This is a genomic window from Chryseobacterium sp. Bi04 (assembly GCF_918698085.1).
Classification (GTDB): Bacteria; Bacteroidota; Bacteroidia; order Flavobacteriales; family Weeksellaceae; genus Chryseobacterium.
Genome location: NZ_CAKKLP010000002.1, coordinates 382,005 through 395,469, shown reverse-complemented (window position 1 = coordinate 395,469; position 13,465 = coordinate 382,005). Strand labels below are relative to the sequence as shown.

The 13,465-nt window shown below is 36.7% G+C and carries 17 protein-coding genes; 8 read left to right on the top strand and 9 right to left on the bottom strand.

Features of this window, described 5'->3' with window-relative positions; translation table 11 throughout:
- The first annotated feature begins 24 nt into the window (after nt 1–24).
- The 4 genes from LQV47_RS06095 to LQV47_RS06080 all read left to right on the top strand — a co-directional run bounded on the left by LQV47_RS06095 (nt 25) and on the right by LQV47_RS06080 (nt 1,310).
- Nucleotides 25–282 (top strand): RebB family R body protein, encoded by a 258-nt coding sequence (locus LQV47_RS06095; RefSeq protein WP_230034893.1) that lies wholly within the window; start codon nt 25–27, stop codon nt 280–282.
- 81 nt (nt 283–363) lie between these two features.
- Nucleotides 364–621: a RebB family R body protein gene (locus LQV47_RS06090; protein WP_228451196.1), complete on the top strand. Its 258-nt coding sequence runs from the start codon at nt 364–366 to the stop codon at nt 619–621.
- 84 nt (nt 622–705) lie between these two features.
- Nucleotides 706–963 (top strand): RebB family R body protein, encoded by a 258-nt coding sequence (locus tag LQV47_RS06085; protein ID WP_047433898.1) that lies wholly within the window; start codon nt 706–708, stop codon nt 961–963.
- Nucleotides 964–1,046: 83 nt separating this feature from the next.
- Nucleotides 1,047–1,310, top strand: a complete 264-nt coding sequence (locus tag LQV47_RS06080) for a RebB family R body protein (protein ID WP_034697228.1) — start codon at nt 1,047–1,049, stop codon at nt 1,308–1,310.
- Nucleotides 1,311–1,373: 63 nt separating this feature from the next.
- Here LQV47_RS06080 and LQV47_RS06075 read toward each other — a convergent pair whose 3' ends face one another.
- The 4 genes from LQV47_RS06075 to LQV47_RS06060 are packed head-to-tail and all read right to left on the bottom strand — an operon-like array spanning nt 1,374 to nt 4,122.
- On the bottom strand, nt 1,374–2,054 hold the full coding sequence (locus LQV47_RS06075; protein WP_230034892.1) for a response regulator transcription factor: 681 nt from the start codon (nt 2,052–2,054) through the stop codon (nt 1,374–1,376).
- A 10-nt stretch (nt 2,055–2,064) separates the two neighbouring features.
- On the bottom strand, nt 2,065–2,814 hold the full coding sequence (locus LQV47_RS06070; protein ID WP_230034891.1) for an ATP-binding protein: 750 nt from the start codon (nt 2,812–2,814) through the stop codon (nt 2,065–2,067).
- Nucleotides 2,784–3,389 carry a hypothetical protein gene (locus tag LQV47_RS06065; protein ID WP_230034890.1) on the bottom strand — a complete coding sequence of 202 codons (606 nt, stop codon included), beginning with the start codon at nt 3,387–3,389 and terminating at the stop codon, nt 2,784–2,786. Before LQV47_RS06065 ends, LQV47_RS06070 begins: the two co-directional genes overlap by 31 nt.
- 25 nt (nt 3,390–3,414) lie before the next feature.
- The gene (locus LQV47_RS06060; protein ID WP_230034889.1) at nt 3,415–4,122 is read right to left on the bottom strand and encodes a hypothetical protein; all 708 of its coding nucleotides are present in this window, start codon (nt 4,120–4,122) and stop codon (nt 3,415–3,417) included.
- Nucleotides 4,123–4,329: 207 nt separating this feature from the next.
- Here LQV47_RS06060 and LQV47_RS06055 point away from each other — a divergent pair, with 207 nt between their 5' ends.
- From LQV47_RS06055 to LQV47_RS06045, 3 genes are all read left to right on the top strand, one after another.
- On the top strand, nt 4,330–4,965 hold the full coding sequence (locus LQV47_RS06055; protein WP_115918461.1) for a LysE family translocator: 636 nt from the start codon (nt 4,330–4,332) through the stop codon (nt 4,963–4,965).
- A 3-nt stretch (nt 4,966–4,968) separates the two neighbouring features.
- A complete protein-coding gene (locus LQV47_RS06050; RefSeq protein WP_230034884.1) occupies nt 4,969–5,841 on the top strand; it encodes an AraC family transcriptional regulator in 873 nt (290 codons plus the stop codon).
- Nucleotides 5,842–5,923: 82 nt separating this feature from the next.
- The gene (locus LQV47_RS06045; protein WP_230034882.1) at nt 5,924–6,646 is read left to right on the top strand and encodes an FAD-binding oxidoreductase; all 723 of its coding nucleotides are present in this window, start codon (nt 5,924–5,926) and stop codon (nt 6,644–6,646) included.
- A gap of 80 nt (nt 6,647–6,726) precedes the next feature.
- Here LQV47_RS06045 and LQV47_RS06040 read toward each other — a convergent pair whose 3' ends face one another.
- The 5 genes from LQV47_RS06040 to LQV47_RS06020 form a co-directional block, all read right to left on the bottom strand.
- Entirely contained in the window at nt 6,727–7,305 is a 579-nt protein-coding gene (locus LQV47_RS06040; RefSeq protein ID WP_230034880.1) for an NAD(P)H-dependent oxidoreductase, read from the bottom strand.
- Nucleotides 7,302–8,327 (bottom strand): saccharopine dehydrogenase, encoded by a 1,026-nt coding sequence (locus LQV47_RS06035; RefSeq protein WP_230034878.1) that lies wholly within the window; start codon nt 8,325–8,327, stop codon nt 7,302–7,304. Before LQV47_RS06035 ends, LQV47_RS06040 begins: the two co-directional genes overlap by 4 nt.
- Before the next feature lie 53 nt (nt 8,328–8,380).
- Nucleotides 8,381–8,947 (bottom strand): Crp/Fnr family transcriptional regulator, encoded by a 567-nt coding sequence (locus tag LQV47_RS06030; protein ID WP_230034876.1) that lies wholly within the window; start codon nt 8,945–8,947, stop codon nt 8,381–8,383.
- 409 nt (nt 8,948–9,356) lie between these two features.
- Nucleotides 9,357–11,126, bottom strand: a complete 1,770-nt coding sequence (locus tag LQV47_RS06025) for an aminopeptidase P family protein (RefSeq protein WP_230034874.1) — start codon at nt 11,124–11,126, stop codon at nt 9,357–9,359.
- A gap of 281 nt (nt 11,127–11,407) precedes the next feature.
- Nucleotides 11,408–11,968: an RNA polymerase sigma factor gene (locus LQV47_RS06020; RefSeq protein WP_230034872.1), complete on the bottom strand. Its 561-nt coding sequence runs from the start codon at nt 11,966–11,968 to the stop codon at nt 11,408–11,410.
- Nucleotides 11,969–12,117: 149 nt separating this feature from the next.
- Here LQV47_RS06020 and tyrS point away from each other — a divergent pair, with 149 nt between their 5' ends.
- Complete coding sequence (gene tyrS / locus LQV47_RS06015) at nt 12,118–13,413, top strand: tyrosine--tRNA ligase (RefSeq protein ID WP_230034870.1); 1,296 nt, start codon at nt 12,118–12,120, stop codon at nt 13,411–13,413.
- The last annotated feature ends 52 nt before the right edge of the window (nt 13,414–13,465 follow it).

The following is a 13,465-nucleotide window of genomic DNA, read 5'->3' as shown; positions in this document are numbered from 1 at the left end:
TTAACCCAATAAACAGTAATCATTATGCCAGTTAATGAACAAATCACAGACGCGGTAACGCAGTCTAATGTAAAAGTAGTAGCAGAATCTCCTGCAATGGCGTTAAGTAATGTGTATCAATCCGCAGCACATTCCACAGGAATTATGTTTGAAAATGCGATAAACGCTCAGAACCAACATAATATTGTTACCCAGGCAGCGACTACTCAGGGTATTACTCAAATCTACAGCAAAGATACCATCGCTGATGCTATCTCTATTGCCAGAACCCTTAAACCTTAATCCATTTTGCAGACCGCAGAATAAATCAATTTTATAAAGCCGGAATCCGGTTATTCTAACCAAAAATAAATAATAATCATTATGCCAGTAAACGAAAAAATAACAGACGCAGTAACGCAATCGAACGTAAAAGTAGTAGCAGAATCTCCTGCAATGGCGCTAAGCAACGTATATCAGTCTGCAGCACATTCCACAGGAATTATGTTTGAAAATGCTATAAATACCCAAAACCAACAGAATATTGTAACTCAGGCAGCTACTACACAGGGAGTAACCCAAATCTATAGCCTGGATACGATAGCCGATGCGGTTTCTATTGCCAAAATTCTTAATCCGTAATCTCTTTTTGCGAACAGCTTACATACCATTATCCGAACAGCCGGAAAATCCGGTTGTTTTTAAACCCAATAAACAATAATCATTATGCCAGTAAACGAACAAATCACAGACGCAGTAACACAATCGAACGTAAAGGTAGTAGCAGAATCTCCTGCAATGGCTTTAGCTAACGTGTATCAATCAGCAGCACATTCTACAGGAATCCTGTTTGAAAATGCAGTGAATACCCAAAACCAACAGAATATTGTTACCCAGGCAGCTACCACACAAGGTATTGCCCAAATCTACAGCCTGGATACGGTAGCAGATGCCGTTTCTATTGCTAAAATTCTTAATCCGTAATCTTTTTTGCGGACAGCTTACCTACATGACTCAAGCAACCGGAAAATCCGGTTGTTTTTTAAACAAAATAAACAATAATCATTATGCCAGTAAACGAACAAATCACAGACGCAGTAACGCAATCGAACGTAAAAGTAGTGGGAGAATCTCCTGCAATGGCCTTAGCCAACGTATACCAATCTGCTGCACATTCTACAGGAATTATGTTTGAAAATGCGGTAAATGCACAAAACCAACAGAACATCTTAGGTCAGGCAGCCACTACACAGGGGGTTATCCAGATCTACAGCCTGGATACGGTAGCAGATGCCGTTTCTATTGCTAAGATATTGCATCCTAAATTATAGTGTTTTTAGATTTCTTGTGATCAGGGAGTACATCTTTGTGCTCCCTGATTCTTTATATCAGAGTTATTTATCAAATAATACAATTTCGTTGGCATCTATGACCTTATTTTGTACAGCATAAATAACAAGCCCTGCCATATTTTTAACTCCCGTTTTGATCATAAGATTGGTTTTATGCGTTTCTACAGTTTTGGGAGAAATAAACAGTGAATCTGCAATTTCCTTAGTACTTAACTGCTGGCAGACCAATCGTAAAACATCAATCTCTCTTTCGGTGAGCTCATTCCTGGAGAGTGCATGAAATTCCGGAAGCTTATTGGAAAGCTGGGTTCTCATTATATCAAGCTGGTCGTCGGAAAAATAATGTCCTGTGTAATAAACTGTACTGATGACCTTCAATAATTCTTCCAGTTCAATCTCTTTGGATAAAAAAGCATGGGCACCCATTTTCAGCATCTGCCCCATAAAGGAACGTCGATAAAAGCTGGATAGTACCACGATTTTAGTTTCTGTTTTTCGCTGTAGCAAGGCAGACATTACATCCATACCATCTCCGTTCGCCATCCGTAAATCTAGGATCAGAACATCTAAGGCTACTGTCTCCTGTTTACTCAGAAAATGATATCCCCCTGTAGATGTCAGGACTACCTGATAATCGTCACAACTTTCTATATATTTTTTTAAAAGCTGTACAAACAGCAGGTCATCATCTACAATACCTATTTTAATTTTTGAATGTTCCATTTTATTTTTTTTATTGTATTGCCATGCAGGCTATAAATTTTGTTCCTTTTTCAGGCTGTGTTTTAAGTTTATAAATTGCTTTAATTTTTTGTGCTCTTGACTGAATATTTCTCAGCCCTATACCACCTGAATGGTTGCTTACGATAAAACCACAACCATTATCTTCTATGGTCAGCATCAGGTAATTTATAGATATCCTCAGGGAAACATCAACCCTGCTGGCCTCAGCATGTTTCAGAATATTGGTAATTAATTCCTGAACAATTCTAAAGAGATTCAGTTTTACGGGATTACTGATCGGTATTTCTACAGTAATATGACGGAAAATTATTTCTATATTTTTATTTATCTGTTTGAGATAATCAGCAATTAAATCCGCCAGGTCAATCTCACTGAGATCAGGAGGAGTCAGATTATGAGACAGCTCCCGTACCAGCTGCATAGACCTCTTTAAATCGATACTAAGCTCTTCCGTACTTTTCTCATTGATAGTCAAACGAATAATATTCAGCTGTGAGATAATATTATCATGAAGTTCTTCTGCCAGGCGCTCCCTGTCCTGTTCCTGTAAACTCAGCATATTTTCTCCATATTCTTTTTTTGTATTCCGGACGAGTGCCGCCACTTTCTTTTTGTTTTTTTTTATACTTTTTAAATAATTGATAATCAATAACGTGATGAATAATGTTGTTAAAAAAAATAGTCCGATACCGATCCATATCCATACAACTACCTGATTCTGATTTTCCCAACGCCACATCCCAGATTAATAAAAGCAATATAAAAAGCCAATAACAAAACGCCTCTAAAAAGCCAGATGGGCCCTACCCAACCCAGATGGTTGCTGATTAAAAAATTAAAAGTAGTAGAGATCACACATTCAACAGAAAAGAATAAAAAAACAATGATGTTTACAATAAACATACTCTTTTCAACTCTTCCTTCTCTGATGATTTTCATGAAATAAGAAGCTGCATAGCTGCAAATAATAATGCTGCTTATGATATTAGAATAGAAAGTAACCGATGTACCATTTTGTATGTATAATATATTACCGATCAGCAATATCCCTGCATAACAATAGACTATCCATCTGATTTCGCGGGAAAGCTGAATATAATAACTGCTATAAACTGCCGTAAGGGCCACCAAACCAAAAAACTGGCTGAGTGCATAATTATAGGTATTGAAGGTGTTTAATTTCATCAGCCGGCCAGTTAAGTCCGTCATCTCCAGTATCAGTTCTCCTGAAAGCAGTAGGATCACAGGAAACTTTGTTTTTATCCCTTCTTTTATCAGTACAATCAACCCTGTCAGTAAAACAAGATTAATCATAATTTGCAAATACAGGGATAGGCTGTTATACGAAAACACCGGTGCTTTGCTTCAAAAGTTGATAATCACTGAGACTATCAACAGTAAATGGAGGCCGTGGCGTAGAATAATTTTCTGCAGTTTCGCTCATGTGATTAATTGCTAAACTTTTTACAGTAATAATTTCTATATGATAAGGAAAATCAGAATCTTTTTTTTCTAAATTATCCGTAAGCCCAAAGAAACAAATGCACGTCTGACTTCCTGTAATCCCCATTTTTTCGTAATCTGAAAATGGAATAGAAATCAATTGAAAGAAATCTTCAGGTTGCTGAGCCTGTAGCCAGGCAGTACCAAACATATTCCATCTGAAGTTTCGGTTTATAGCCGATTCAGAAGTAATGGAAGGTGGGTTTACTTCAGTATCATTACTGCTTTCCATTTTCTCTTCTGCAAAACCACGGGAAAATTCTTTAATAAAAATTGAATTAAAATCAGCGTCTTTATCACATTTAGAATCAATCAGAAAAAACTTCAGCTGCTCCCCATGAATACCTACGTAAGCATGAATTCTTTTGTGCTCTGTTGTAAGATTTCTTTTCCAGTGTTCAATTTCTGCTCCTGAAACACTGAAATGAGTTCCCTGATTTAAATAATTCAAAATTTCTTCTCCATCCTTATCATTTCCATTTTTGTAAGAATCAATAAGATTTTGCCATTTTTTAATGGCTTCAAAGATGTTTTCGGTCGTCATGATAATAGCTATTTGTGAATGATAATTATTTTATGTGTTGAAATTTACAAAAAAAACACACTCCTATTTATTTTTAAATCACTTTTGTGTGGAAAACATAATACAACGTAATTAAAATTAATATCCATCTATTTTTTTTCAAAAAACATGACAATCAGTATGTATCTTTGTACTACAAAACGATCTCATTTAAAACTTCTTTAAACTATGATCCCATTCCACGAGCTTTTATTCTTTATCCTGGCTGCACTTGTTCTTGTAATCAGCCCGGGGCCCAATATGATCTATCTGATATCCAAATCAATAACGCAGGGGAAAAAGTCAGGGTTTATTTCATTGATTGGGGTAGTCTGTGGATTTCTGTTTCACATCGTTATGGTATCTTTTGGGCTTACCGCCGTATTATTTGCGGTCCCCATCGCTTATACCGTCCTTAAAACAGTAGGAATTATTTATCTTTTGTATTTAGCTTATCAAGCCATTAAACCTAAGAGCAAAAACATTTTTGAAGTAGATGAAAACGGATCTCATGACAGTCCTAAAAAGCTTTTCAGTATAGGCTTTTTAACCAGTATGCTCAATCCTAAGGTAGCTGTCTTTTACCTATCCCTTTTTCCACAGTTTATCAAACCTGAATATGGATCAGTACTGATCCAGAGTTTGGAGCTTGGTGTTATACAGGTTCTGGTAAGTTTTAGCGTTAACTTTTTAATCATATTAACTGCGGCAAGAGTGGCTTTATTCTTTGCCCACAACCCCGCCTGGATAAGAGTACAAAAGTGGTTTATGGCAAGTGTACTGACCTGTTTAGCCATAAAGATGGCATTCTCGAAGGCAAAATAAAAGATGAAGCATACCATACCCACCTATGACTTAAGCGATATTTCTGAGCACCATTTTTTTATTAAAAGAATGGATAAGCATTATCAACATCCGGAAAATCTTCTTTTTGATAAAGGAATCCACCGTGACAGTCATTATATTTTCACCTGTATGGAAAGCGGCCATGTAAAAATGATGGTTGATTTTAAAATTATAGAATCTCAGGATACATCCATTTTCTGTATACTACCCAATCAGGTACATCAGGGACTCTTAATGAAAGACGTGAACGGTTGGTTTGTAGCCGTAAAGGCAGATTGGGTTCCGGATACCGTACGGGCTGTTTTTGAAGAATCTCTGGAAGAGGTGAAACCCATTATAATTGATAAAAACTGGATAGAAAAAATAAATGCATCTGCCGCTATGCTTCAGACTTCTTTTACTGAAGAAACATTTACCTCTAAAGAAGGGCTTTTGATTATTCAATCTTTATTGAATGCTTTTGTAGGCATGTTTGCTTTTATATATTCCCGTGAAACAGCCTCTGAAGCATCCGGTGAAAACCGTTCTTTACAGCTGGCAAGAGCTTTCAGAATTAGGGTAAGGGAAAATTATAAAACCACGAAAAGTCCATCAGAATATGCTGAACTTTTGAATATTTCAAGAGGATATCTCACTGAAGTTATCCGGGAAGTGACCGGAAAGCCCGCACAATACTGGATCCATCAGGAAATTATCATAGAAGCAAAAAGATTATTAGCCTTTACCCATCTCACAGTAAAGGAAATTGCCTATGAATTGGGATATAGTGATCACACTTATTTTAGCCGTTTATTTTCAAAACTGGCAGGCCAACCCCCGTCAGAATTTCGGGATAAAAATAAAAACGGAAAGTAATCCACGAATAATCCAACTAATTCCCTGAAACAGCTATCGCTATATTTTAATTTTACAGCTTCCTTTGCTATAAAAATTATGTATGCCAAGCTTACCAAAATGGATCAATGATACTGTAGAAAATGTATGGTCTTCAAAGTTTAAAGACTGTACTGTTATCGATAAAAAGAAAGTTACTGATGAGCTTCACTGTATACGCTTTGCCACAGATTTGCAGGATGTTCATTACGAACCGGCCTATGCCATAGGAATAAGGGTAAACGACAGGGATTTCCGTAACTACTCACCTTTTAATTTCAACAGAGAGGCAGGTACATTTGACATTCTCTTTCATATTCATGATACAGCAGCTGCGGGAAGTAATTTCATAAGTAAGCTTTCAGCAGGAGATTCAATAAAAATTTTAATCCCCAGGGGAAAACGCTTTTTTGATCCCGATGCGATAATGCATTTCTCAATTGGTGATGAAACATCCCTGGGAAGTTCTCTTGCCATTAAGGAAGCTGCAGAAGAAAACAACGTTTTATTTGGCTGCCTCCATGAACTGGAAGATCCTTCAGCGCTGGAAATCCTGGGTTTATATGGGTACCATGCTCCAAAGAATAATATCATGGTCATTATTGAATCCTTAACTGATTTTTTAAGGGAAGAAAAAAAGGCTATATATAATGATAATGTTATTTTCTATTTAACAGGAAACGGAAATACAATGACACTCATCAGAAAATTCCTAAAATCAAAAGGAATACCTCCAAGATGCATCAGGTCACAGGCATATTGGATAGAAGGAAAGAAAGGATTATAAGTCCTGCTCAAAATTTTATCTGACAATTAGAGTCTATAATTGTCAGATAAAATTAAAATATGGGAACAGCAGCAACGTTTCTATTTCAGTCTTTCCCCGAGTACTCTAACCTTTTTCAGCCATTGGTGCCGTTGTTCTTCCCTGGATCCCCTGATTACTCCAACATAAGTCACCTTTACCGGCTTCACACCACAGAATTCCAGAGTAGACCTTTTAAGCTGGTTAACGCTGGGCCTACCGAAAAACAAATGGTAATACCAGCCCGGCTGATCTATGGTTGTAATAATATGTCCTGTTTTTCCTTTCAGAAACCGATCCCACCATACAGAGTTTTCCCTATATTTAAAAGCCATTCCGGGTAAGAAAAGCCTATCTATAAAGCCTTTTGTTATGGCGGGCAGACCACCCCACCAAACAGGATGTATCCATACCAAATGATCTGCCCATTGGATGGTTTCCCAGGCTTTCAGTAAATCCGGCTCCAGCTCCATTCTTTTTTGATATCCGAATTGCAGGTTAGGATTAAAATGGAGATCGGCAATTGTAATATCCTGTATTTCTGCCCCTGCTTCTTTTGCTCCGTTTCTGTACGCATCAGCAATTCCGAAATTGAACGAATCTTTATTCGGGTGCCCATTGATAATGGCTATTTTTTTCATTGCGTTACGTTTATAGTAATGGTTTCATAGGCATTAAGCTGAGCCAGTAATGATAAGGGTTCATGCAGCTGATGTCCAAAATAAACCTTATTTTCATGAGGGTTCCTCAAGAGCTCTTCCGTATGCAGAACCGCTGATAAGGCAGTCAGTTCGGCTTGTCCTTTTGTACTCTGCAAGCTTAATTTCCTGTACTTTCCCTTGTATTTTACCACAATTTCAAAAACAGACTGGTCCCCATTTCCACTGGATCCAAAGATCATCTTTCTCTCTTTTAAAGATAAGATACTGAATATCCTCAGGTACTGAAAAGAACCAAGCAGCCAGGTAATAAATTTTGAATTGTAAGTCATTTTTACACTGACATCAGGAACTCTTTCTACCCGGTTTAAAATATAAAGATCAGGAACATCAAAATTATAAGCACTCCGTTTTCCTATTCCAAAAGAAAAATCAAAAACCTCAGTATTTAAAAAATGTCTGATAGAAACAGGTTTATCATTTTTATAGTGGCTGAAAGGAACCGCTACATTTTCTGCCATAAAATGAGCAGAGCTTTCTCCGGCCAGATCCTTAATAGAGTAATAGACAAAAAGTTTGATCTCCCGGATATCTTCCGTGCCATCTGAAAGTGTATTTGCCAATCCCGGGACAATTCCTCCCATCCATCCTGAACTGAATACAATCCTGTTATTGACTTTACTACTCTTTGCCACATCATATGCTTTTACCAGATCAGGAGTAGGTTTGGTGATATCTAAATAATCAATACTATTGTCAATGGCAAACCGTAGAACCTGATCCGTTTTATCATTCACAGAAAGAATGATGAGATTAATTTTTTTCTCAGAAATAACTTTAAAAGAACCAGGATCTGTGACATCAATCTTTAAATCTTTATCAGTTTTTCCTCCTTTACGTCCTCCAATAAAAATGTTGAAATGAGGATTTCTTTTTTCTAAAATACGGGCAATTGTCTTGCCTACCAATCCGGTTCCACCGATAATCAGAATATTATGCTCCATCTATTTTTTTTACAAAATTATAGAGCTTACGAATCAATAAACAGGACAAATGTCTAAAAAGAAATCTCCTTTCGGATACGGCTTAAATGCCGTTGAGTAATGCCAAGATAAGAAGCAAGGAACTGCAGGGGAATATTCTGGATATAGTCCGGTTGGTTTTTAAGTAAATCAGCATACCGCTGGGCAGCATTATTGCGTTGTAGCTGGAAGAATCTTCTTTCAAGCTCCATATATTCCTGCTCGGCTATTGCTTTTAAAAATAATGTCCAATTCGGATTATTACGAACCAGTTCTTCTATTTTATCTTTTCTCAAAATAAGCAGATCGGCATTGGAGATAGCCTGCATAGTTTCCATACTTGGAGCACCTGAAATAAATGAGGAATAGGAAGCCATCAGGTCGTTGGGAAACCTGAAACAGTAAGTGGTATCTTTGCCGTCATCAGAAATATAATACGAACGGAAAATTCCGGATTCTATGAATGCTATTTCTTTACAGTTATCACCTTCCCGAACAAAACATTCGTTCTTTTCTACTTTTCTTATTTCAAAAAGATGTAACACCTCTTCAATTTCATTTTCTGAAAATATATTAAACATTCGAAAATAATCCTGTATCATAGTTTTTTAAAATTATTGCCACTCCCACTTGAATACAGCGAAAATAAATAAAAACAGGATGAAAATAAAATTACCGGACTACAAACTATAAAGAAAAATAAAATGAACTCCCATTATGAATCGTCATATTTTACAAAAAAGTAAAACCATTCCATCCTGGAATGATTTTACTACCGTTTAAAAACTGATTGAGTTATGTATATGAAGATATGATGTTTATGTTGATGCAAATATAGGCAGCTCTTCATTGCCTTCTATCAGGGGAATCACTAAAGTTTTATCCGTAAAAATACGGTTGTATAAAAGAAAAAAGCCCTGTAACAAAATTACAGGACTTTAAATGTATCTAACAATTATTCTGTTAACGCTAAATGCTGTGCTGAAGGCTATTCCTTATCAACACAAATTTCTAAAGAGGGCTTACCAACTGCAGGAACCATTCTTTAACTTCTCCTTCCAAATAAGGAGCGATCTTTTCCTCGCAGGTCTTATGGTAGCTATTTAACCATGCAATTTCACTTTCTGAAAGAATTTCTTTCACTATGGTATCTTTAAAGAACGGGCAGAATGTCAGTGTTTCAAATTCATAGAAAGTCCCGTGAATTGTTGTTTCTGCTTCTTTTACGGCAATCAGATTCTCATGGCGAATCCCGTATTCTCCTTCAAGATAATATCCTGGTTCGTTGGAACATACCATTCCCGGAAGAAGATCCTGTGGATTCAGATCTTTTCTGATACTTTGAGGTCCTTCATGAACATTCATAAAACTTCCCACACCGTGTCCTGTTCCGTGGTTGTAGTCTTTACCATCCATCCATAGCGGAAGTCTGGCAATGGCATCAAGGTGTACACCTTTGGTTCCTTTCGGGAATTTTACCATGGATAAACGGATCAGCCCCTGTAATACTAATGTTGAATTTCTCTTGAAATCTTCGGAAACAGTTCCTAAAGCAAAAGTTCTTGTAATATCTGTAGTGCCTTCAAGATACTGTCCTCCTGAATCTACCAGGATACTTGCCTCATTAGTCACGTCTTTGCTTCCTTCTTTCTTTGCAGAATAGTGAATGATAGCACCATTACCTTTATACCCTATAATGGAACCGAAGCTTTCGCCCACAAAATTTTCTCCTTCCGCACGGAAGCCTCTCAGTTTTTCACCGATAGAATATTCGTTCATGGCTTCTTTTCCTGCATTATGGGTCAGCCAGTAAAGGAATTTCACCATAGCGACTCCATCTCTCGCCATTACTTTTCTGAAACCTTCCAGCTCAGTTTCATTTTTTTGAGCCTTCATCAGATTTCCGGGAACGGGAGCTTTGATAAACTGGTTATCTGTTTTTAAAGTTTCAAAAATCTGTTGGTTTGTGTTTGGAGAAACCAGTATTTTTTCATTTTTGAATGCTTTCAGATAATTATATAATTCTTCATAAGGCATCATTTTCACAAAAGAGTCATCCATTTGCTTTCTGGCAGCAACTTCCATTTTATCAAGGTCTGTGAATAAAACCGCATCATTTTTAGTGATCACAATATATCCTAAAAATACAGGATTGCTCTGTACATCACTTCCTCTAAGGTTTAAAGTCCATGCTACATCATCCAAACTTGAGATAATGTGAACAGTTGCATCCTGATCCTCCATTTTCTGACGGATAGCAGAAATTTTATCCGCTACAGACTGGCCTGCTCTTTCTACAGGATGTACAAAGATTGGATTTTTTGATGGTGTACCCCTTTCTTTCCAAACTTCTTTTAAAAGAGGAATATCAGCCAGTACAATATTTTTTGAATTAAATTTTTGAGAAAGTAGTTCCCAGTTAGCATGAGAAGCTGCTAAAGCATTGACGGCCACTTTACCTCCTGCAGGAATTTCCGAAATGATCCAATCTATATAATTAGGAGTTCCTTCTATTCCGTCTTTAAAAAGTTCGATTCCCGAGCCTTCCAGTTCATCCACAGCTTGTGTAAAATATCTTCCGTCTGTCCACAGTCCCGCTTTATCTTTGGTTACTACCACAAAACCGGCAGAACCAAGAAATCCTGACAACCAGGCTCTCTCCTGCCATTCTTCGGGCAGATACTCGCTCATATGGGGATCTGCAGAATATACTATAAATGCATCAACATTATTTTTCTGCATTTCTTCACGAAGCGCAGCAACTTTTTCCTTTGAAGTCATTCTTTTCATTTTTAAAACACCGAAAGTTACGAAAAAATAGAACCCGAAGGATCAATTCCACCGTCTATTTTCCGTAATAATCTGTTATTATTACTTAATTTCCCAATAAACAGCCATTACATATTGAATCTTATAATATACCATAAGCCTTTTCAATGAATTAAGTCTTCAGGAGGAGTTTCTCACTATATTTTATCACAATAAACCCACTCCGAGTTCAGGAATGGGTAATTTATAATTGAAATATTTAATTTACTTATTCTTAAAAAGACAGATAGCGTTTAGTTGTCGTCAAACTCATTATTTTTAAGCAGCTCGGCCAATACTTTCTTGGCACGCATCACCCTCACTTTGGTATTGGCAACAGAAATGCCAAGTTCTTCCGCAATTTCTTTAATGCTTTTCTCTTCAAAGAATCTCAGCTTAATAATATCCTGGTAGTTGGCATCTAAAGATTCTATAGTCTTAATAATCTTTTTCTGCTCTTCATTGGAAATCATCAGCTCTTCAGGAGATTTCGCATATTGATTTTTAACCTCATCAAGGTTTTCAACGGCATCCTCATTTTCACGGCTTCTTTTTCTCCAAAAGTCAATGACCGTATTCTGTGCTATGGTAAGCACCCAGGTTTTAAACTGGAAATGAGGATCAAACATATCCAGCTTCGACAAGACTTTGGAAAAGACGTTCACGGTAATTTCGTCAGCATCATTTTCATCTTTTACTTTTTTCATCACAAAAGAGAAAACATCCACCCAAAAAACATTAATGAGTTTAGTCTGAGCCTTTTGGTCCTTGTCCTTGGCTTTTTGAATGAGCAGAAATAGCTGTTCGTCGTTCATTACTAACAAATATAGCATATTTGGATGAAAATTCAAAGAGAGAGGAAAACTGAATTGGTAAATATATCAATCAGCAAATTTCCCCTTTTGCCCCTTCATACTTCTGAATTTACTATCTTTGCCCCGTAAAATTTTTAAAGAAAAAATCAATGAATTCCTTTATAGAAGAACTTAAATGGCGTGGTCTTTATGCCGATATGATGCCCGGAACCGATGAACAACTGAATAAAGAGGTAACTACTGCATATATTGGTTTTGATCCGACAGCTGACTCTTTACATATCGGAAGTCTTATCCAGATAAAAATTCTTGCTCACTTCCAACAGCATGGACACAAACCTATTGCTCTTGTAGGAGGCGCCACAGGTATGATTGGAGATCCATCAGGAAAATCTGCAGAAAGAAATCTTTTAGATGAAGAGACGCTTTTACATTATGTTGACTGTTTAAAGAACCAGCTTTCAAGGTTTTTAAATTTTGATGGAAACGAACCTAATAAAGCAGAATTAGTCAACAACTATGATTGGATGAAGAATATTTCGTTCCTTGATTTTGCTAAAAATATCGGAAAGAATATCACGGTCAACTATATGATGGCTAAAGATTCTGTAAAGAAAAGATTTTCAGGAGAAGCAGGTGCAGACGGAATGAGCTTTACTGAGTTTACGTATCAGCTGATCCAGGGATATGATTTCCTTCACCTGTACCAAAACAATAATGTAAAACTTCAGATGGGAGGTTCTGACCAGTGGGGAAATATCACTACAGGAACAGAACTGATCCGTAGAAAGGCGCAGGGTGAAGCATTTGCATTAACCGTTCCTTTGATTACAAAAGCTGACGGTTCTAAATTCGGAAAATCTGAAAGTGGAGAAAACTATTGGCTGGATAAAAAGAAAACTTCACCTTACAAATTCTATCAGTTCTGGTTGAATGCTACTGATACGGATGCTGAAAGATTCATTAAATTCTACACATTCTTAGGAAAAGAAGAAATTGAAGCTTTAATTGAAGAACACAAAACAGCTCCCCATGAGAGAAAACTTCAAAAGAAACTAGCTGAAGAAGTTACTATTTGGGTACACGGAAAAGAAGAATATGAAAAGGCATTAAAAGCTTCGGAAATTCTTTTTGGACGTTCTACCGCTGAGGATCTTGTAAGCCTTGATGAAGAAATTTTCCTTGAGGTTTTTGAAGGTGTTCCACAAAAAGAAGTTGCTAAGGCAGAGGTATTGGGAATCAACATCATTGATCTTCTTTCTGAAAAATCAGGGTTCTTAAAATCTAAGAGTGAAGCACAGAGAGAAATAAAAGGAAATTCTATTTCTGTAAACAAACAAAAAGTAAATGATACTTTTGCAGCTAGCGAAAGCGACCTTATTGACGGTAAATTCCTGTTACTTCAAAAAGGTAAAAAAAGCTACTTTATTGTAAAAGTAATTTAATGCTGAATATACTATTAAAACGGCGCTGAGATTTTATCTCAGCGCCGTTTTT